The sequence below is a fragment of the Clostridium disporicum genome, from assembly GCF_001405015.1.
Lineage (GTDB): Bacteria > Bacillota > Clostridia > Clostridiales > Clostridiaceae > Clostridium > Clostridium disporicum_B.
Window position 1 is genome coordinate 1 of record NZ_CYZX01000018.1, and the last position, 19,981, is coordinate 19,981.

Sequence of the window (19,981 nt, forward strand, 5' to 3'; positions counted from 1 at the left end):
GGTAATGTGGCTCGATAGCTCAGTCGGTAGAGCAGAGGACTGAAAATCCTCGTGTCCCTGGTTCGATTCCTGGTCGAGCCACCAGGTATGGCGCCATAGCCAAGTGGTAAGGCAGAGGTCTGCAAAACCTTTATTCATCAGTTCAAATCTGATTGGCGCCTCCAAAAAACCTACAAGCAATGCTTGTAGGTTTTTATTTTTTCATTTAAAGTAAATTTATATTAATTAAAAATATACACAAAAAAACAATATATCCACAGGTGAAATTATTTTGCCTGTGGATATATTTTATATTAGTGGATAAATATAAAATTAACTAAACATATCTTTCTTATATAAAAGTATTGCAACAAATCCTGTTAATAAGAGTGTAAATATCATTATTATATTAAATGCATTAGGATCATCAGGGCTAAATGGAAGTAAAACATTCATTCCAAATATACCACCAATAATAGTTGGAATAGCCATTAATATTGTAACTGATGCTAACACCTTCATAACAATATTAAGATTGTTTGAAATTACTGAAGCAAAGAAGTCCATTGTACTAGCAAGTATATTACTATATATATCAGTCATTTCAATAGCTTGTTTATTCTCAATAATAACATCTTCTAATACATCTTGATCTTCAGGATATTTTTGCATTATTTCTAGTTTAAGCATTTTTTCCAAAGTAATTTCATTTGCCTTAAGAGATGTAGAAAAATAAACAAGGGATTTTTCTAATGAATGAAGTTGTATAAGCTCTCTGTTTTTCATAGACTTATGCAATCTTTTTTCAATCATTAAACTTTTTTTATCAATCTGTCTTAAATATATTAAATAATATGTAGAAACTCTACTTAATATTTGAAGAATAAATCTAGATTTTTTGAATGAGAAGAAAGATTTAACTTTATTGTTTATAAAATCAGTTAATATTCTACTATTTTTTAAGCAGACAGTTACTATTTGTTTTTCAGAATGAATAATTGCTAATGGATATGTATCATATGTAAGAGAATTATCTTCCATTTCCGTAAAAGGAATATCTACTATTACTAGGAGATAATCATCTTCAAAATCAATACGAGAAGTTTCTTCATCATCTAAAGGTGCTCTCAAAAAATTTAAAGGAACTCCTGTCTTTTTTGAAACTAATATAATCTCTTCTTCTGTAGGTGCTACCATGTTAATCCAACAACCAGGTTCAATATTATTTAAAGCTTTTAAATGAGGATTTGTTTCGCTTAAGCTTTTGTATATTTTAATCATAGATACCTCCAATTAAGTGAGTAATATTATTATATTTATCAGTATATCACAATAAAATTAGTAATAGATTTAAAACCTTAGATTAATGAAGATTTATTAAAGATTTATTAATTATTTTCATATAATCTATGAATAAGGCGAAATTTCCGAATGGAATTATACTATAATAATTAGTATAATCATAGCATTGTCAAAATTATTATATTTTATGGGGGATATATATTGTCATGCATAGAGAAGTTGTACACGGAAGGAAAATTCCTGCTATAATGATTTCATTATTAGCTATAACTATTGCTTTATATGCCGTTGAAATTGCTGAAATAGTGATAGGAAAAACTTTTCAAGTTTATAGAGTAATAGAGGTTCTGCTATTAATAATGATAGTATTTGTATTATTTAAGGAATTTAGACGCTGTAGTTTATCTTATAAATACTCAATAATTGCAGATAAGTTAATAATAAATAAATTAAATTGTAAAGGTGATAACATTTTAGAAAGCATAAGAATGCAGGATATTGTTTTCATAGGGAAAAAGGTTGAGATACCTAAAAAGCTATCAAAAATTAAATCTCATGGAAACTATTTGAGCAGCATAACTACTTCTAGAAAATGTTACTGTGTGTACAAGAGAAATGGACAACTTTTAAAGTTTTCATTTGAGCCAAGTGAAAGATTATTAAAAAGAGTATATGATAAAGTTAATATATTACAAGGTGAAGCTAATTAAATAGCTTCACCTTTTATTTTTTTTTAAAAAATTCATCTTTGATTTCATTAAGCAAAGTATTATTTGTTATTAAGTCTACAGCAGTAGCTGCTAATGATAAGGATGCTTTCATAGATTGCTCAAAGGCAAATGGTGATATTGTAGTTTCTGCAAATTCTTTGGTACCATATCTAATACTATTATCTTCAATTACCTTTATATAAGGATGTATACAAGGAACAGTTTTACTAACTATACCAATGCTTAATCCAGAGCGTACATCCCTTGGCGGACCTATATCAATTATTCCGTTTTCTTTAAGGTTATGGCTGAATAATCTATTTAAAGTTCTATTAGTGATTAACTCTTCATTAGGACATTCATATAGTGAAAAAGAGTATTGAACTCGAATAAGCTTTGAAACATAAATAGCTATTTCTCTTAATTTATTTTCTGCTATTCTAGCCATATCCATCTCTTTTGCTCTTATATAAAATTGGGCTTCACTTTCTATTGGAAGTAATAATGGAGTAAAACCACCTTGAGATAATATAGAGTTAACTTCAACATCTTTAGGAAATCCTTTTAATATAGAATTTAAAATATTGAAGGTCAATAATATGCCATCTAATGAAGTATAGGTATCATTATTTAAAAAGCTTAAACCACTATTACCTAAGAATTTAATCTTTAGAGGGACTATAGCAGCAGAAGTACCACTTTCATTAGTTGTTACATCGGGATAAGCTGCTAATACAATATCTATATCATCAAAAACACCTTGCTTTACCATAATAGATTTTGTACCACCACGATACTCTCCAGGACAACCAATTACTACAGCAGTTCCACCTATTTTATCAATTACTTTTGAAAGTGCTAGAGAAGCACCTAAAGAAGTTGTGGTTAATAAGTTATGACCAGTTAAATGACCTTCTCCAGGAACAGCATCATATTCGCATAAAAAGCAAATTTTGGGGTATGTATTTCCTTTAGAGGCATAAAAAGATGTCTCTAAATCGAGAAAATTCCTTTTTACATCAAAGCCATGAGATTCTAATAGATTGCATATAGAGTCACAAGCAAAAAATTCTTTATAACTATCTTCGGGATTAGCATATAAGTCTCTATTTAGTGTACGTAATTCATCATAACATGTAGATAAATAGGAAATCATTTCTTGATTCATTTAGTGATTCCTCCAGTTTAAAGTTTTAATATTATTTTTTCCATAAAGTATTTATTTTATAGCTTTTTATATTAAAGTATAAAAATATTAATTCTTGTCCAAAATTTTAAATATGAGACAAGGAGGGATTATAATGATTAATAATAAGGAAATAATCTTAAAAAAGAAAAGACATTGTAAAATTTGTGGGAAGGCTCGTTATGATGGTATAATGATTATAAAAAGTTTCATATGTGAAGATTGCGTAAATAGTATTACTAATGAGGAATTTGATGATAAGCAATATGAGGATATGAAAAATAGAATAAAAGATATATTATTTTAAAAGTTAAGGAAAATACCTTACATACTTGAAAGGCGGGCTTATTTATGAGTAAAGGTAAATTAATTATTATAGAGTCAGGTTCAGATGCTAGTGGAAAAGCAACTCAATCTAAAAAATTATATGAAAGACTTATTAATGAAGGATATAATTGTATGAAAATAACTTTCCCAGATTACGATAGCGAGTCTTCAGCATTAGTAAAGATGTATTTAAGAGGTGAGTTTGGAAGCAATCCTAATGATGTTAGTCCATACGTTGCATCAACTTTTTATGCTGCTGATAGATACGCATCATTTAAAACTAAATGGGAAAAGTTCTATAATGAAGGTGGGATAATTATATCCGATAGATATACTACATCAAATATGGTACATCAAGCAGCAAAAATGGATGAAGAAGAAAAAGAGAAATTCTTGAATTGGTTAAGTGACTTAGAGTTTAACTTATATGCAATACCGAAGCCAGACCAAGTTATTTTCTTAGATGTAGATCCTATGGTAAGTCAAGAATTAATGAAAAATAGATTAAATAAGATAACTGGTGAGGAAGAAAAGGATATTCATGAAAGCAATGAGGAATATTTAATAAAATCATATAATAACTCACTTAAAATTGCTGAAAAATATAATTGGAATAAAGTTAAATGCACTGAAGGTAAGTTATTAAGAACTATTGATGATATTCATGAAGAGATATATAAAAAGGTTATAGAAGTAATTTAAAAGGATATAAAACATTTATTAATTGAACTATTGTAAAATTATAGATATATTTTATGTAAAACTAACATAAAAAATATTAAAACATTTAAATAGTATGATAAAATAATATAAAAGGGAAATTTATTGAGTGGAGGTAATTTTATGAAGTTAGTAATCGCAATAGTACAAGATGATGATGCTTTAGATCTAATTGAAGAACTTAATGATAAAGGTTTTAGAGTTACAAAGTTAGCAACTACAGGCGGATTTTTAAAGTCTGGGAACACAACATTAATGATTGGAGTAGAAAAGGATAAGGTTAATGATGTAGTTAAAGTTGTTGAAGATGTTTGTAAAATGAGAAAAGAAATAATACCAACACCAACTACTATGTCTAACGGAACTGGTATGTATATGCCATATCCTATGGAAGTTGAAGTAGGAGGAGCTACGATCTTTGTATTAGATGTAGATCAATTTATTAAAGTATAGAATATAGATGAAAAAGAGGCGTGAGTATGAGAAAGTTTATTGGGTATAGAGACTTAGTTATGAATTTCAACAAGCGATGTTCAAATGGAACTCTTTCTCATGCCCACCTTATTTGTGGTGAGGATGGAATTGGAAAGAGCGTTCTAGCGCTAAATTTAGCTAAATTAATACTTAAAGGTGATTTAGATAGGGAATATGTAGATATTATAAATTATAAGACTGAAAAGGCTTCCTTCGGAGTAGATGATGTAAGAGCTATTATAGAAGAAGTTCAAAAGAAACCTTTTGAGGGAGATAAGAAAGTAGTTATTATTCATGAAGGTAATAAGCTTACTGTTCAAGCTCAAAATGCATTATTAAAAACAATAGAGGAACCACCTTTAGGAGTGTACATAATAATACTATGTGAGAGTTTAGAGTTAGTTTTAGATACTATTAAATCTAGATGTGAAATATTTAAATTGACACCATTATCAAAAGAAGAGTTATATGAGTATGCTGAAATAAAAGGTTATGATAAAAATGAACCTGAAACAAAGGCAGCAATAGCATTTAGTTCTGGAATTCCAGGAAGAATAGATAGATATATTAATGATGATAAGCTTAAAGAATTAAGATGTAAAATTGTAGAATTATTAATTAAAATAACAAAGAATGATCCTGAAGCTCTATTAGAAGAAGAAGAAGTTTTAAATTCTTATAAGGGAGATAAAGAAGAAGTTCTAAGTATAATGGGTGATTTTATAAGAGACATAATGATTCATAAGGAAATCGAAAATGAAAGCTTAATTATAAATAGTGATAAAATTGATCAGATTAAAGAGCTTACTAGGGAAATGTCTTTTAGGAAGTTAAATAACTTAATGAGTAGTATTGAAGAAGCTAGAAGAAACATTAAAAATAATGTTAATTGGGCAGTAACTATAAGAGTTATGCTTATTAGCTTTTTGGAGGTTTAAAAATATGATAAAAGTTGTAGGAGTGAGATTTAAAAAGGCTGGAAAGATATATTATTTTGATCCAACTGATTTAAAAATAGAAAAAGGTAATTATGTAGTAGTAGAAACTGCTAGAGGAATAGAATTTGGTGAATGTGTAATTGGAATAAAAGAAGTAAGAGAGGAGGATATAGTAGCACCTCTTAAAAGTGTTATAAGAATAGCATCACAAGAAGATATAGATAAGCATTTTGATAACAAAGCTAAAGAAGAAGCCGCATTTAATATATGCTTTAACAAAATTCAAGAACATAAATTAACAATGAAGCTTATTGATGTTGAATATACATTTGATAATAATAAAGTAATATTTTACTTTACAGCAGATGGTAGAGTAGACTTTAGAGAATTAGTAAAAGATTTAGCTACTATATTCAAAACACGTATTGAGTTAAGACAAATCGGAGTTAGAGACGAAGCTAAGATGTTAGGTGGATTAGGTCCATGTGGAAGACCTATGTGTTGTTCTTCGTTTTTAGGAGATTTTGCATCCGTTTCTATAAAAATGGCAAAAGAACAAAACTTATCACTTAATCCAACTAAGATATCAGGTATATGTGGACGTCTTATGTGCTGCTTAAATTATGAGCAAAGTACGTATGAAGATATTAGAAAGAGAATGCCTCAGGTTGGATCAATAGTTAAAACTGAGGAAGGTACAGGAGAAGTTATAAGTAATAATACTGTTAAGGAAACAGTAAGAGTAAAATACAAAAAAGCTGGCGAAGAAATAGTAAATGACTTTAATATAGACAATATCGAATTAATTGAAGGAAACTATGAAGACTCAATAGATGATTCAGATATTAGATTAGAGATAGATTCAGAAGAGGATAAAAAGTTTATTAAGGCGTTAATTAAAGATAACTAAGGAGGATATTATGAAAATTTCAATAAAGATTAATAATTTAAATAAATCTACTGATGTAACTACTATTAGGAATATACTTACAAATGAAGAAGGTATAGTTGCATGTGAGATAAGCAAGGCTAAAAAAGAAGTTCAAATAGTATATGATAATTTAACTATATCATCAGAGGATATTATAAATCTTATTGAAATGGCAGGGTACATGATAGAATCTTAGAAGTGAACTTTATATCACATAATAAAAACACTTTGAAAAAAATATTGACTATGATACAATATATATGAAATTTAATAAGTGAGGGGGTTTTTTTTAATGGCATACGTAATAGAAGATTCATGCGTAAACTGTGGAGCTTGTGCTGCTGAATGTCCAGTTAACGCTATCAGCCAAGGAGATACTCAATTTGTTATAGATGCAGATACTTGTATCGATTGCGGAAACTGTGCAAATGTTTGTCCAGTTGGAGCACCAGTAGCTGAATAGTTACTATAAAGAGTCACCTAAGTAGGTGGCTCTTTTTTAATGCTTTAAAAGTACTGTTAATGGAGTATTGTTAGGTAAATCATTAATATTAATTTCAGAGGAGTTTACATTATAAATATTTTTAGATTTAGATATAAAATCTAAAGGACCATCAAAATAAAAGTCATACTTATTACATTTATAGCACATAGGGATAATATATTTAGGAGTAAGTAGTTCAGATAGCTTATAACTTTCATTACCATTTAAACAAAGATTCCAACCAATAGGCAAGAATAAAATATCTACATTTTTTAGTATATTTATAATTTCTTCATTAAGAAAATGTCCTAAATATCCAAGATGGCATATTCTTAATTTATCTACTTCATAAAGATATATATAGTTTTTACCACGTTTTAATCCTGATACATTATCACTGTAGGATAAATATCCTTTAATTTTAATGCTATTTTCACAATATACTTCATCTCTAGTGATTATTTTAGCACCATACTTACTCAAATCAAAATTACTTATTTTATGAAAATCTTTGCTAAAGGTTATTATATCAAAAGTAGTATCAAAATCTAAAAGTTCTAATGGAGTAAATGGATCTATGAGAATTTTTTTGGATAAAGATGTTTTTATTAAAAATGAACTATTTCCTAACCATTTAATCTGCATTTATTATCACATCCTAGAATCTTGTTAAATATCTATATTTTAAGAGTATTGACTAAATAAAATCTAAATATTACAGAATTTAAATGAATTTTTTATATAAGGGAAAACTTTAAACATAGACACTAAAAAAATATTTGTATATAATTAAAGTCAAAGAAAGTCAAAGATGTTTAGGAAGGTGTTTTTATGGCAAGAATATCAGATGGTATAGCCGAATTTTTAAATAATATGATTGAGGAAAAAACCAGTAAGGAAATAATAATCCAGAGAAATGATTTAGCAGATAAATTTAATTGTGCTCCATCACAGATTAACTATGTATTGACTACTAGATTTAGTCACGAAAAAGGATATATTATCGAAAGCAGAAGAGGTGGTGGAGGCTATATAGTAATCAAGAAAATATCAAATGATAATAATGAAAAGATTGCTATGATGCTTAATGAAGCTATTGGTAAAAGTATAACTTACCAAGGTGCATTATCTTTAATTAATTATTTATTAGAGTTGAATCTAGTAACTGAAAGAGAATGTGATCTTATTAAAATGTCTGTAAATGATAGAATTTTAACATCTGTAGAAGATAAAAATAAGGTTAGAGCAGATATTTTAAGGGGTATGATAGCAGTTATTTTATCATAATAATTAATATAAATTTAAAATTAATGGTTAATTAATTTTATATAAATTATAACCTAGGGTATGGAGGTGTAAGAAAATGATATTTGGGAGGTTTACAGAAAGGGCACAAATAGTTTTAATAGAAGCACAACAAGAATCTCAAAAGTTTAAGCATGGATATATAGGAACTGAACATGTACTTTTAGGGATATTAAAAGAAAATGGATACGCTAGTCAATTATTAACTACTAAAGGATTGACTATAGATAAAGTTAGAGGGCTTACAGAAGAGTATTTAGGATTTGGAGATGAAGAGATATTATCAGGAGATATATTATTAACGCCTAGAACAAAGAGATTATTTGATGATAGTTTAGAAGTGGCAAGAAAATACGGACAAAATTTTATTACACCAGAACATATTCTATTATCATTGATTAACGATGGAGAAGGTGTAGCTTATGCTATTCTTACAAGTTGTAAGGCTGATATCAATTCAATGAAAGATGATTTAGAAAAATACATTATGGGAAGCGAATTAAAAGAAGTAAAAAAGCCAGCTTCAAAAGAAAAGAAAAACAATAAAACTCCTATGTTAGATCAATTTAGTAGAGATTTAACTCAATTAGCAAAAGATCAAAAATTAGATCCTGTAGTAGGAAGAGATGCTGAAACACAAAGAGTGTTAGAGATTCTATGTAGGAGAGTTAAAAATAATCCATGTTTAATTGGTGAACCAGGAGTTGGAAAAACAGCTGTAATAGAAGGATTAGCTCAAAGAATTGTACTAGGAGATATTCCAGAAAGTCTAAAAGATAAAAGAATTTTAACGTTAGATATTACTGCTATGGTTGCTGGTGCAAAATATAGAGGTGAATTTGAAGATAGATTAAAGAAAATTATGGCCGAGTTACGACAAGAAGAGGACATTATTGTATTTATAGATGAGATACACACTATAGTAGGAGCTGGAGGAGCAGAAGGAGCTATAGATGCGTCTAATATTTTAAAGCCTGCATTAGCAAGAGGAGAAATAAAATGTATTGGTGCAACTACAATAGATGAATATAGAAAGCATATAGAAAAAGATGCAGCTTTAGAAAGAAGATTTCAACCAGTAAATATTGAGGAACCATCACCAGAGGATACATTAAAGATATTATTTGGACTTAGGGATAAATATGAGTCACATCATAAAGTTAAAATAACTGATGAAGCTTTAAAAATGGCAGTTAGCTTAGGTGAAAGATATATAAATGATAGATATATGCCAGATAAGGCTATAGATTTGATTGATGAAGCTGCAGCAAAGGTAAGAATATCTAAACTAACGTTACCACCTGAAATAAAAGAAAAAGAGGTGGCTATAGAAAAGGCTATAAATGAAAAAGAAGATGCTATAAAAAATCAAGATTTTGAAAAGGCAGCTAATTTAAGAGATAAAGAAAAACGATTGAGAGATGAGTTCTATGAGATTCAGAATAGATGGAATACAAAGAATTGTTCAGAAGTTTATCTTGTAGATGAAGAAGATATTGCTAAGGTTGTATCAACCTGGACTAAGGTTCCTATATCAAGACTTACAGAAAAAGAATCAGATAGACTTTTGCATTTAGAGGATATATTAAAAAGTAAAGTTATTGGTCAAGATGAAGCTATAAGTGCTATATCTAGAGCTGTAAAAAGAGCTAGAATAGGGCTTAAAGATCCTAATAGACCTATAGGAACATTTATATTCTGTGGGCCAACAGGTGTTGGAAAAACTGAGTTATCAAAAGCATTAGCTGAAGCTATGTTTGGTAATATGAATAATCTTATAAGATTAGATATGTCTGAATACATGGAAAAGCATTCAGTTTCACGACTTATAGGATCTCCTCCAGGATATATAGGGTATGACGAAGGCGGGCAATTATCAGAAGCTGTTAGAAGAAAACCATATTCTGTAGTGTTATTAGATGAAATAGAAAAGGCTCATCCAGATATATTTAATATTTTACTTCAAATTATGGAAGATGGAAGATTAACAGATAGTAAAGGTAAGATGATTAGCTTCAAGAATACTATAATTATAATGACATCTAATGTAGGAGCTGAAAATATTAAAAAGCAAAAACAGGTCGGTTTTGCTTCAAATAAAGATACTGGTAAAGCAGAATATGAAAAGATGAAAGAAGTAATAGAAGGTGCATTGAAAAAAGCCTTTAGACCAGAATTTTTAAATAGATTAGATGAAATAATAATATTTAATCAATTAAATGAAGATAGTATATTAAAAATTGTAGATATAATGATAAACGAGACAATGGGAAGGTTAAAAGAAAAGAACATATTTATTGATTATGATAAAGATTTAAGTAAATTTATTGCTGAAAAAAATAAGGAAAAAGATTTTGGTGCACGACCTTTAAGAAGAATAATTACTCGAGAAATTGAAGATAAATTGAGTGATGAAATAATTAAAGGTGATATAGTTGATGGAGATAAACTTCTTATTCAATGTAATGAGCAAGGTATAGAGTTTGCACATAAATAAATACTAATCTATATAGTATTTTTATGAGTAGTTATAACTAAATATAAATTATTAAATATTTTTTAGGTTTAATAATTAATTTGAAGAAGCTTAGATTATAAATTTAAGCTTCTTTTTTATTTTAATAATTTATATCTAAATTTAATTATGGATAAGTTTATCTTATGTTAAATAATAAAAGTGAAATAGGTGGGAGAAAATAAATAATAAATTAATAGGGAGGAGAATAATCATATGTTTAGTAATTTAATCGGACAAGAGAGAAAGTTTAGAAATTTAATTAATGGGAAATGGTGTGATAGCAAAAGTGGCAGCTTTATAGAGATTAAATCGCCAACAGACGGCAAAGTAGTTGGAAAGATACCAGCAATGACAAAGGAAGAGGTAAATGATGTAGTTATGATAGCACAAAAAGCACATAACAAGTGGAAAGATGTACCTATAAATGAAAAATCAAAAATTCTTTATAAAGTTGCAGACATATTACAAGAGAGAATAGATGAGTTATCTGATATTATTATAAGAGAGATTGCTAAAGATAGAAAAAGCGCTGAGTCCGAAATTAACAGAACTGCTGATTACATAAGATTTACTGCTGATACAGCTAAAAATATGTTTGGAGAAACTATAGTAAGTGATAGCTTTCCTGGATTTGATAAAAATAAAATATCTGTTGTTACTAGAGAGTCAATGGGAGTAGTTCTTGCAATTTCTCCGTTTAATTATCCTATAAATTTATCAGCTTCTAAAATAGCACCAGCATTAATAGCTGGGAATACCGTAGTATTAAAACCTGCTACACAAGGTAGTCTTTGTGGATTATATTTAGCAAAAGTTTTTGATGAAGCTGGAGTTCCAGCTGGTGTTCTAAATACTGTAACAGGAAGAGGAAGTGAAATAGGAGATTATATAGTAACTCATCCAGAGATAGATTTTATTAACTTTACAGGAAGTACTGAAGTTGGAATGAGAATAGCAAGTATAACAAGTATGGTTCCATTGTTAATGGAATTAGGTGGGAAAGATGCAGCAATTGTATTAGATGATGCAGACCTTGATTTAGCAGCAGCTAATATAGTAGCTGGAGCATATTCTTATTCAGGACAACGTTGTACTGCTGTTAAGAGAATATTAGTAGTTGATAAAGTTGCAGATGAATTGGCAGATAAGATTAAAAGAAAGGTATTAGAGCTTAAGGTAGGAAATCCGACAGATGAAGGAGTAACTATAACTCCATTAATTGATGATAAAGCAGCTGATTTTGTGTGGGAACTTATAGAGGATGCTAGAGAAAAAGGAGCACATTTGTTAGCTGGTGGAAAGAGAGAAAATAATATTATATATCCAACTTTATTCGATTATGTTACTGAGGACATGAGATTAGCATGGGAAGAGCCATTTGGACCAGTTTTGCCGATTATTAGAGTAAAAGATAAAGAGGAAGCCATATTAATAGCCAATAAATCTGAATATGGGTTGCAGGCATCAGTATTTACTAAAAATATAGATGAAGCTTTTTATATAGCAGATAAGTTAGAAGTAGGAACTGTTCAAATTAATAATAAACCAGAAAGAGGCCCAGATCATTTTCCGTTTTCAGGTGTAAAAGCATCAGGAATAGGTACTCAAGGAATTAGATATTCTATAGAAGCAATGTCAAGAAGAAAGGGAGTTATAATTAATTTAAATAATCGTAATTAATGAAAGTTAAAATAAATAAATAAATAAATAAATAAAGCCAGCTTATGCTGGCTTTAAAACTTATAGTTTTTATGTTTTAAACTTGTAATTGTCAATTGAAATTAAGCATTAAGTGCAGTATCAATTGCAGGCTTATCAAAACCTATTATGATAGTTCCATTTACATCTAAAACAGGAACTCCCATTTGTTTAGATTTTTTTATCATTTCTTCTCTAGCAACCATATCCTCTTGAACATTTAATTCTTCAAACTCGATTCCTTTTGATTTTAAATAGCTCTTAGCTTTATCACACCAAGGACAAGTATTAGTTGAATAAACTTTAACCATAAAGTACCTCCTAAAATAGTAATCTTAATACTAATATATCATATAATATATATTATAAATAGTTATTTAATCATATTACTATTATCTAAGTTAGAATTTATAACCATATTTTCTAAAGAGGAATCTGTAAAATTATCAAGATAATCATTACTCATATCTTTTGGTCTATAATCAGTTAGTATATTTTTACCGTTTATATTATCATAATAAGATTTTGAAAACATAATAACATCTCCTAAACTTTTTATAATTAGTATTAGTAAGTTTAATAAAAATATACAAAGATTTTTTATAACTGGTATAGACATCTATAATTCTGAACGTTATAATATGATTAGGAGGCGATACTATGATTGATAAGAATAGTCCTATACCGGTATACTTCCAATTAAAAAATGACTTAGTTAAAAAAATTGCACAAGGTCTTTGGAAACCTGGTGAATGTATAGCCAGCGAAAGAGAATTATGTGAAATCTATGGCGTAAGCAGAATGACTATAAGACAAGCTATAGGGGAATTAGTTCAAGAAGGAGTTTTAACTAGATTAAAAGGTAAAGGTACTTTTGTATGTGAGCAAACTGTAAAACAACAAGATATGATGAGTTTTACAGAGATGATAAAGCAAACTGGTAGAGAGTTGAGAACAGAAGTTATTAACTTCGATATTATAGATACACCAGATGATATGCAAGATACTTTTATGCTAGATAAGGTTTATAAGATTGAACGAAGAAGAATAGTTGATAATGAATGTATAGCAGTAGAGACTGTATTTATACCTGTAGATTATTGTGGTCATATTAATAATGAGATGTTAAAAGGATCATTATATAAAATTTTAGAGCATTTTGGATATTCAATAAGTAATTCTACTTCATCTATAGTAGCTGTTGATATAACAGATGAAATAAAAGAAAAGTTTGATACTAAAGAGAATTTTCCAGTGCTTAAGATAATAGGAAAAACTTTTGTTAATAAAAATAAAGTATTATTTATTGAAGAGGCATTATATAGATCAGATAAGTTTACATTACAAGTGAATATTTCACGTAGAGAGGGAGAGATTATATGAAATTAATAGTTACTAAAAATTATGAAGAATTAAGTAAAGTTGCAGCAGACGAGTTTGCTAAAGTTATAATAGAGAAACCAGAAGCAGTTTTAGGACTAGCTACTGGAGGATCACCAGTGGGAATGTATAAAGAGTTAATAGCTAAGTGTAAAAATAATGAATTAGATTTTTCTAAATGTACTTCAATAAACTTAGACGAATATATTGGATTAAATCCAGAGCATGAGCAAAGCTACAGAAATTTCATGAATACTAATTTATTCAATCACATAAATATTGATAAAGCTAAGACTTTTGTACCAAATGGATTAGCAGAAAATTTAGAAGAAGAATGTAAGAATTATGATAAGAAAATTGAGGAACTTGGCGGAATAGATGTTCAATTATTAGGTATTGGAAACAATGGACATATTGCATTTAACGAACCAGGAGAAGAATTATCAGCAGGAACTCATATAATTTCATTAACAGAAAGCACTATAGAAGCAAATGCTAGATTCTTTGATTCAATTGATGAAGTTCCAAGAAAAGCATTAACTATGGGACTAGGCGGAATTATGAAAGCTAAAAAAATAATCTTAATAGCGTCAGGTGAAGGAAAAGCAGAAGCTATTAAAGGATTATTCTCAGGAAAGATTACAACTGATAATCCAGCTACAATGCTACAAATGCATAGAGATGTAGTTGTTATAATTGATGAAGCGGCAGCAAAATTAATAAAATAATTATCATTTATAAAAAATCATCGTTAATATTTTTAACGATGATTTTTTGTATTTTGTATATTTTTTTATTTTAATTATGATATATTAGAAAGAGTGAAATAAGTTAAGAATACTAATATATAAGTACAACAGAAGTGGTGAATCGGTATGGCGAAAATAAAAACAGTTTATATCTGTAGGGATTGTGGGTATGAAACACCAAAATGGTTAGGAAAATGTCCAGATTGCAATAATTGGAATACTTTTGAGGAAGAGGTAGTTCAGGCTAAAAGTACGAGTAAAACAGTAACAGCAACAAGAACTCCTAAAAAGGTAGCCAAGAAACTTACAGAGGTAACTTCTAGCAAAAGTGATAGAATAGTTACAGGAATTAATGAATTTGATAGAGTTATGGGTGGTGGAATAGTAAAAGATTCTATTACCATAATTACGGCTAGACCTGGTGCTGGAAAGTCAACGTTACTTTTACAAGTGGCAGATTGTATAGCTAAGAAAGGGCATAAAGTTATATATGCATCAGGAGAAGAAAGTGATAGCCAAATAAAAAATAGAGCAGATAGAATATTAGAGAAAATTAATGATAATATATGGGTTCTTCAAGAAACTAATTTAGATAATGTTGTTGATTCTATAGAAGAGATAGATCCAGACTTAATTATTATAGATAGTATACAGACCTTTACTATGGAAGGCTATCTACCTGCAAGAGCAGGTTCTCCGACTCAGACTATGGAGTGTGCTAATGAATTATTAAGGGTTGCTAAAAATGATAAAAGACAGAGAGCGGTTATAATTGTTGGACAAATGACAAAAGCAGATGAACTTGCTGGTCTTAGAGCTTTAGAACATTTAGTAGATACTGTATTAATAATAGAAGCTGATAGTGATGAAGAACTAAGAGGACTAGTAAGTTCCAAAAATAGATTTGGAAGTACGGGAGAAACAGGATTTTTCCAAATGACTGAAAAAGGTATGATGTCTATAGATAATCCATCAGAATTTTTTATGACTAAAAGAGATGAAGGAGAATTAGTATCAGGAAGTACGTTAACGGTTATAAAGGAAGGATCAAGAGCTATAATAACAGAAATAGAAAGCTTAGTATCTAAGACTTTTACTCCTTATCCAACTAGAATAGGGGAGACTTTAGGTAAAGATAAGTTAAATACTTTAATTTCTATTCTTGAGCAAAGAGGTGGAATAAATCTTTACGATAAAAATGTAATAATTAAGACCACAGGAGGTATGAGAATTAGAGAGCAGGGTATTAATTTAGCCGTAATAATGAGTATTGTATCTTCGGTTAAGCAAAAAGGGATAGAGGGAAATATTGCTTTTATCGCAGATGTAGGATTAACTGGAGAACTTAAAAAAGTACCTTCTTTAGAAGGTAGAGTGAAAGAGCTTGCAAGAATGGGATTTAAGAGGGTATATGTAGCAAAAGATTCTTTTGCTAAGGGTACTGTATTTAAAGGTATAGAAGTTATAGCATTAAAAACTTTAAATGATGTAATATTCCATGTCTATAGATAATAAATAATAGAGATTCGCAATAATAATAGAATTAATAATTAGGTGATTATAATGAGAATAAAGGAAGATAATGAAATAAAAAATATACTTAAATTAGTCAGTCCAGGAACAAGTTTAAGAGAGGGATTAGATAACATACTAAGAGCTAAAACTGGTGGATTAATAATAATTGGTGACGGTGAAAATGTAATGAAGCTAGTAGATGGTGGATTTAATATTAATTCAGAATATACACCAGCATATGTATACGAACTAGCAAAGATGGATGGAGCTATTGTTATAAGTGGAGATTTAAAAAAGATAGTTTCTGCTAACGCTCAACTTATACCAGATTCAACAATAGCTACTTTCGAAACAGGAACTAGACATAGAACAGCTCAAAGAATAGCAAGACAAACTGGAACCCTTGTCATAGCAATCTCACAAAGAAGAAACATAATTACAATATATAAAGGTGACCTAAAATACATACTTAAGGATAGTAGTGTTATTTTAGCAAATGCTAACCAAGCAATACAGACTTTAGAAAAGTATGTTAATGTATTAGAGAAAGTTATTAATAACTTAAATATTCTTGAATTTCAAGATTTAACTACAGTATTTGATGTAACTACAGCTATACAAAGAACTGAAATGGTAATGAGAATAGTTGAGGAAATTAAAAAGCATATAGTTGAATTAGGTAATGAAGGTAGACTAATTTCTATGCAGCTTAATGAATTAATAAAAAATATTGAAAGAGATGGAATACTTTTAATTAAAGATTATTGTAATGATGAAGCTGACGCTGATGAAATTTATAAGGAAATTCAAAAGTTAAATTCTGAAGAGCTATTAGACTTAGATAATCTGTCTAAATTATTGGGATATGCTGGAGTGTCGTTAGTGGATACTTTAATATCTCCAAAGGGATATAGAATTCTTTCTAAGATTCCTAGAATACCAACGAGTATTATTGAAAATCTTATTAAGCATTTTGATAGCCTTAAAAATGTTATTAAAGCATCAAAAGAAGATCTTGATATGGTTGAGGGGATAGGAGAAGCTAGAGCTACTGCAATAAGAAATGGATTGAAAAGAATTAAAGAACAAATATATTTAAAAAAAGAATTATAAAAAAATATGGCAGTAAATTTACTGCCATATTTTTTTATCTAAAATTAAATTTTCCTAAAGTATTAATTTTATTATCTTCTTTTATAAGTACATCATATAAACTTATATTTAGTGCATTACACAAGGAAGTAAGATAAAACATATTATTACCCATTTCACGCTCAATTACATCACGACAAGTTTCACAAAGTTCGCCATCTAAATGATTATTTAAAGAATTATAAAAATCTTCAAGGCTATCTTGGTCTTGAGGAGAAGATTGTTTATCTGCATTTATTTTAATACAACCACAATTTGTAACAGCCTTAGCAACAGCTCTATTTACTCTAGCACTAGATTCAGAATATTTTGTTAAAATATCTAAAATGCTTTTATGTCTTAGTAATGAATCATCCACATCATTTTGGAAATTATCGAATATAACGTCCTTCATCTCGCCTCAACTCCTTAGAATAATAATGCTTGTAAATTAATTATAGTTTTTTTCTGTTAATTCTGTCAATATATCCATCAGCTGAAGGATTAATATTATAATAATAAATGTAAATGTTTTTTAATAGGGGGTAAAGAAAAATATATTTGATATGTAATTAGATAATTATTCCTAAAATTGATAAATACTATGTTATAATTAATATTGGTTATATATGTATCTATAAGATAAATATAAGGGTATAATAGAAAGTGTAACATTTATGACAAAGGAGGTTAAAAGGTGTTAAAGAAGTTATTTAGAATAATAATTACTACTATAGGATTTATACTAGGGTATGTAGTAGGAGATGGATTATTAAACGTATTTAGTGATTTAGAGGTGAAATTATTACAAAGTCCAATAAGTAAGATAGTATTTTTATTTTTTGTTATTTTAGTGTTCGGTATTATATTATATTTTATATCACCTATTATCTACAAAGGACTTAATAAAATAATAGACACAGTAGAAAGAAGTGTACAAAAGGTGAGTGCAAGTGAATTGGTATACGGAACTGTTGGAACTATAGTAGCCTTACTTATAGCTTCGTTAATTGGGATTCCTGTGGTAGGTATACATCCAGTAGCTGGACCAATATTACTTGTTTTGATTGAACTAGTAGCGGTAATAATTGGTGTAAAAATATTTGTTGAGAAAAAAGATGATATAAATAGTATGATTGGAAACATGAAGAAAAGTTCTTCAAAAGAGAAAAAACATAAAAATAATGCTAAGAATATATCTAATGTATTAGATACATCTGTAATTATTGATGGTAGAATCTTTGATATATGTAAGACTGGATTTATTTCAGGAACTTTAATTATACCAAGCTTTGTATTAGATGAATTAAGACATATTTCAGATTCCTCAGATTCATTAAAGAGAAATAGAGGTAGAAGAGGTTTAGATATACTAAATAAAATTCAAAAGGAACTTGAAATTGAAACAGAAATATGGGAAGGGGATTTCCCAGAAATAGCTGAAGTAGACTCAAAGCTATTAAAATTAGCTCAAACATTAAATGGAAAAGTAATTACTAATGATTATAATTTAAATAAAGTTGCTGAAGTCCAAGGTGTTCCTGTGTTAAATATTAATGAATTAGCTAATGCAGTTAAACCAGTAGTTCTTCCAGGAGAAGAAATGAAGGTTGTTGTGAATAAAGAGGGAAAAGAATCATCACAAGGAGTAGCTTACTTAGATGATGGAACTATGATAGTAGTTGAAGGTGGAAAGAAATTTATTGGAGAGCAATTAGATGTAATAGTAACTTCTGTATTACAAACAGCAGCAGGAAGAATGATTTTTGCAAAACAAAAGGAGAATTAAAATTAACTTATGACTAGTGTTATTATATTAGCAGGTGGAAAAGGGAAAAGAATGGGAAGTAAAGTTAGTAAGCAGTTTATCGAAATAAAAGGTAAACCAATTTTATACTATACTTTAAAAAAGTTTATAGATAATAAAAATATAGATCAAATAGTGCTAGTTTTACCTAAAGATGAAATAGAATATTGTAAAAAAGAAGTTTTAGAGAAATATTCATTGAAGGTTGATAAAATAGTTGAAGGTGGAGCTGAAAGACAGGATTCTGTGTATAATGCTCTTAAAAGTATGAATGATACAGATATAGTTCTTATTCATGATGGAGCAAGACCGATAATTTCTGATAATTTAATAGATGAGGGAATTAGATGTGCTAAGAAATATGGAGCAGCAGCACCAGGAGTTATGCCGAAAGATACGATAAAAGTAAAGAATAAAGAAAACTTTTCTATAGATACTCCTGATAGAAGTACTTTAGTAGCTATTCAAACACCACAAGTATTTAACTACGATAATATATTAAAGTGCCATGAAAAAGTTAAGGAAAATGGAGATGTAGTTACAGATGATACTATGGTATCCGAAAAATACGGATATAAGGTGTATTTATATGACGGAGAGTATACGAATATAAAAATAACTACTCCAGATGATATAATTTTAGCTGAAAGGCTTGTATAAGCTAATAATAGCTAATATTGACATAAGTTTTTTGGAACTATATAATAAATTATAAATATTAAATTTAAAGCAGTGAAGAAGAATAGTAGAAATCGCCTTTTTCAGAGAGAGAATCCGTGGCTGTAAGATTCTCAACTAGATTTTGAACCAGCTTCGGAGTTATAGGT

Annotated in this window: 23 protein-coding genes, 2 tRNA genes and 1 other annotated feature (1 of these 26 cut by a window edge); of the genes, 19 read left to right on the forward strand and 6 right to left on the reverse strand. The window is 28.7% G+C overall.

Translation table 11 applies throughout. The features are described 5' to 3' along the window. The first annotated feature begins 8 nt into the window (after positions 1 to 8). Positions 9 to 84: transfer RNA gene (locus ARA56_RS11885), tRNA-Phe, on the forward strand. 5 nt (positions 85 to 89) lie between these two features. Next, a tRNA-Cys gene (locus ARA56_RS11890) sits at positions 90 to 164 on the forward strand. A gap of 148 nt (positions 165 to 312) precedes the next feature. On the opposite strand, the gene ARA56_RS11895 is transcribed toward ARA56_RS11890, so the two are convergent. After that, the gene (locus tag ARA56_RS11895; RefSeq protein WP_055266964.1) at positions 313 to 1,260 is read right to left on the reverse strand and encodes a magnesium transporter CorA family protein; all 948 of its coding nucleotides are present in this window, start codon (positions 1,258 to 1,260) and stop codon (positions 313 to 315) included. 227 nt (positions 1,261 to 1,487) lie between these two features. On the opposite strand from ARA56_RS11895, the gene ARA56_RS11900 reads away from it, so the two are divergent. Beyond that, positions 1,488 to 1,991: a hypothetical protein gene (locus tag ARA56_RS11900; protein WP_055266966.1), complete on the forward strand. Its 504-nt coding sequence runs from the start codon at positions 1,488 to 1,490 to the stop codon at positions 1,989 to 1,991. A gap of 13 nt (positions 1,992 to 2,004) precedes the next feature. Here the strand turns inward: ARA56_RS11900 and ARA56_RS11905 are convergent, their stop codons facing one another. Then, complete coding sequence (locus ARA56_RS11905; protein WP_055266968.1) at positions 2,005 to 3,159, reverse strand: zinc-binding metallopeptidase family protein; 1,155 nt, start codon at positions 3,157 to 3,159, stop codon at positions 2,005 to 2,007. A 133-nt stretch (positions 3,160 to 3,292) separates the two neighbouring features. Here ARA56_RS11905 and ARA56_RS11910 point away from each other — a divergent pair, with 133 nt between their 5' ends. The 7 genes from ARA56_RS11910 to ARA56_RS11940 all read left to right on the forward strand — a co-directional run bounded on the left by ARA56_RS11910 (position 3,293) and on the right by ARA56_RS11940 (position 7,030). Beyond that, positions 3,293 to 3,484, forward strand: a complete 192-nt coding sequence (locus tag ARA56_RS11910; protein ID WP_055266970.1) for a sigma factor G inhibitor Gin — start codon at positions 3,293 to 3,295, stop codon at positions 3,482 to 3,484. A gap of 44 nt (positions 3,485 to 3,528) precedes the next feature. Next, complete coding sequence (locus ARA56_RS11915) at positions 3,529 to 4,206, forward strand: dTMP kinase (protein WP_055266972.1); 678 nt, start codon at positions 3,529 to 3,531, stop codon at positions 4,204 to 4,206. A 141-nt stretch (positions 4,207 to 4,347) separates the two neighbouring features. After that, positions 4,348 to 4,677 (forward strand): cyclic-di-AMP receptor, encoded by a 330-nt coding sequence (locus tag ARA56_RS11920; protein ID WP_055266974.1) that lies wholly within the window; start codon positions 4,348 to 4,350, stop codon positions 4,675 to 4,677. 26 nt (positions 4,678 to 4,703) lie between these two features. Next, complete coding sequence (locus tag ARA56_RS11925) at positions 4,704 to 5,636, forward strand: DNA polymerase III subunit delta' (RefSeq protein ID WP_055266976.1); 933 nt, start codon at positions 4,704 to 4,706, stop codon at positions 5,634 to 5,636. 4 nt (positions 5,637 to 5,640) lie between these two features. Beyond that, a complete protein-coding gene (locus ARA56_RS11930; RefSeq protein WP_055266979.1) occupies positions 5,641 to 6,546 on the forward strand; it encodes a PSP1 domain-containing protein in 906 nt (301 codons plus the stop codon). Between the two features lie 10 nt (positions 6,547 to 6,556). Next, positions 6,557 to 6,763, forward strand: a complete 207-nt coding sequence (locus tag ARA56_RS11935; RefSeq protein ID WP_055266981.1) for a heavy-metal-associated domain-containing protein — start codon at positions 6,557 to 6,559, stop codon at positions 6,761 to 6,763. A 96-nt stretch (positions 6,764 to 6,859) separates the two neighbouring features. Further along, positions 6,860 to 7,030 carry a DUF362 domain-containing protein gene (locus tag ARA56_RS11940; protein ID WP_032116987.1) on the forward strand — a complete coding sequence of 57 codons (171 nt, stop codon included), beginning with the start codon at positions 6,860 to 6,862 and terminating at the stop codon, positions 7,028 to 7,030. Between the two features lie 36 nt (positions 7,031 to 7,066). Here ARA56_RS11940 and ARA56_RS11945 read toward each other — a convergent pair whose 3' ends face one another. Next, on the reverse strand, positions 7,067 to 7,696 hold the full coding sequence (locus ARA56_RS11945) for an MBL fold metallo-hydrolase (protein WP_055266983.1): 630 nt from the start codon (positions 7,694 to 7,696) through the stop codon (positions 7,067 to 7,069). Positions 7,697 to 7,882: 186 nt separating this feature from the next. On the opposite strand from ARA56_RS11945, the gene ARA56_RS11950 reads away from it, so the two are divergent. The 3 genes from ARA56_RS11950 to ARA56_RS11960 all read left to right on the forward strand — a co-directional run bounded on the left by ARA56_RS11950 (position 7,883) and on the right by ARA56_RS11960 (position 12,554). Continuing rightward, a complete protein-coding gene (locus ARA56_RS11950) occupies positions 7,883 to 8,338 on the forward strand; it encodes a CtsR family transcriptional regulator (protein WP_055266987.1) in 456 nt (151 codons plus the stop codon). 76 nt (positions 8,339 to 8,414) lie between these two features. Then, the gene (locus tag ARA56_RS11955; protein WP_055266989.1) at positions 8,415 to 10,853 is read left to right on the forward strand and encodes an ATP-dependent Clp protease ATP-binding subunit; all 2,439 of its coding nucleotides are present in this window, start codon (positions 8,415 to 8,417) and stop codon (positions 10,851 to 10,853) included. A gap of 234 nt (positions 10,854 to 11,087) precedes the next feature. After that, a complete protein-coding gene (locus tag ARA56_RS11960; RefSeq protein ID WP_055266991.1) occupies positions 11,088 to 12,554 on the forward strand; it encodes an NADP-dependent glyceraldehyde-3-phosphate dehydrogenase in 1,467 nt (488 codons plus the stop codon). A gap of 101 nt (positions 12,555 to 12,655) precedes the next feature. On the opposite strand, the gene ARA56_RS11965 is transcribed toward ARA56_RS11960, so the two are convergent. Together ARA56_RS11965 and ARA56_RS16700 are read right to left on the reverse strand one after the other, a co-directional pair. Further along, a complete protein-coding gene (locus tag ARA56_RS11965; RefSeq protein WP_055266995.1) occupies positions 12,656 to 12,883 on the reverse strand; it encodes a glutaredoxin family protein in 228 nt (75 codons plus the stop codon). A gap of 62 nt (positions 12,884 to 12,945) precedes the next feature. Further along, complete coding sequence (locus ARA56_RS16700; protein ID WP_156334267.1) at positions 12,946 to 13,107, reverse strand: hypothetical protein; 162 nt, start codon at positions 13,105 to 13,107, stop codon at positions 12,946 to 12,948. A 125-nt stretch (positions 13,108 to 13,232) separates the two neighbouring features. Here ARA56_RS16700 and ARA56_RS11970 point away from each other — a divergent pair, with 125 nt between their 5' ends. The 4 genes from ARA56_RS11970 to disA all read left to right on the forward strand — a co-directional run bounded on the left by ARA56_RS11970 (position 13,233) and on the right by disA (position 17,329). After that, positions 13,233 to 13,955 carry a GntR family transcriptional regulator gene (locus ARA56_RS11970; RefSeq protein WP_055266998.1) on the forward strand — a complete coding sequence of 241 codons (723 nt, stop codon included), beginning with the start codon at positions 13,233 to 13,235 and terminating at the stop codon, positions 13,953 to 13,955. Continuing rightward, a complete protein-coding gene (nagB, locus tag ARA56_RS11975; protein ID WP_055267001.1) occupies positions 13,952 to 14,680 on the forward strand; it encodes a glucosamine-6-phosphate deaminase in 729 nt (242 codons plus the stop codon). The genes ARA56_RS11970 and nagB overlap by 4 nt, the downstream gene beginning before the upstream one ends. A 147-nt stretch (positions 14,681 to 14,827) precedes the next feature. Continuing rightward, complete coding sequence (gene radA, locus ARA56_RS11980) at positions 14,828 to 16,213, forward strand: DNA repair protein RadA (protein WP_055267004.1); 1,386 nt, start codon at positions 14,828 to 14,830, stop codon at positions 16,211 to 16,213. Between the two features lie 51 nt (positions 16,214 to 16,264). Beyond that, on the forward strand, positions 16,265 to 17,329 hold the full coding sequence (gene disA / locus ARA56_RS11985) for a DNA integrity scanning diadenylate cyclase DisA (RefSeq protein WP_055267006.1): 1,065 nt from the start codon (positions 16,265 to 16,267) through the stop codon (positions 17,327 to 17,329). A 34-nt stretch (positions 17,330 to 17,363) separates the two neighbouring features. On the opposite strand, the gene ARA56_RS11990 is transcribed toward disA, so the two are convergent. Then, positions 17,364 to 17,762 (reverse strand): nucleoside triphosphate pyrophosphohydrolase family protein, encoded by a 399-nt coding sequence (locus tag ARA56_RS11990; RefSeq protein WP_055267008.1) that lies wholly within the window; start codon positions 17,760 to 17,762, stop codon positions 17,364 to 17,366. Positions 17,763 to 18,044: 282 nt separating this feature from the next. Here ARA56_RS11990 and ARA56_RS11995 point away from each other — a divergent pair, with 282 nt between their 5' ends. Both ARA56_RS11995 and ispD read left to right on the forward strand, forming a co-directional pair. Then, positions 18,045 to 19,136, forward strand: a complete 1,092-nt coding sequence (locus ARA56_RS11995) for a PIN/TRAM domain-containing protein (protein ID WP_055267011.1) — start codon at positions 18,045 to 18,047, stop codon at positions 19,134 to 19,136. Positions 19,137 to 19,145: 9 nt separating this feature from the next. Further along, positions 19,146 to 19,814 carry a 2-C-methyl-D-erythritol 4-phosphate cytidylyltransferase gene (gene ispD / locus ARA56_RS12000; protein ID WP_055267013.1) on the forward strand — a complete coding sequence of 223 codons (669 nt, stop codon included), beginning with the start codon at positions 19,146 to 19,148 and terminating at the stop codon, positions 19,812 to 19,814. A 63-nt stretch (positions 19,815 to 19,877) separates the two neighbouring features. After that, positions 19,878 to 19,981 (forward strand) — a binding site (T-box leader) (it continues 78 nt past the right edge of the window).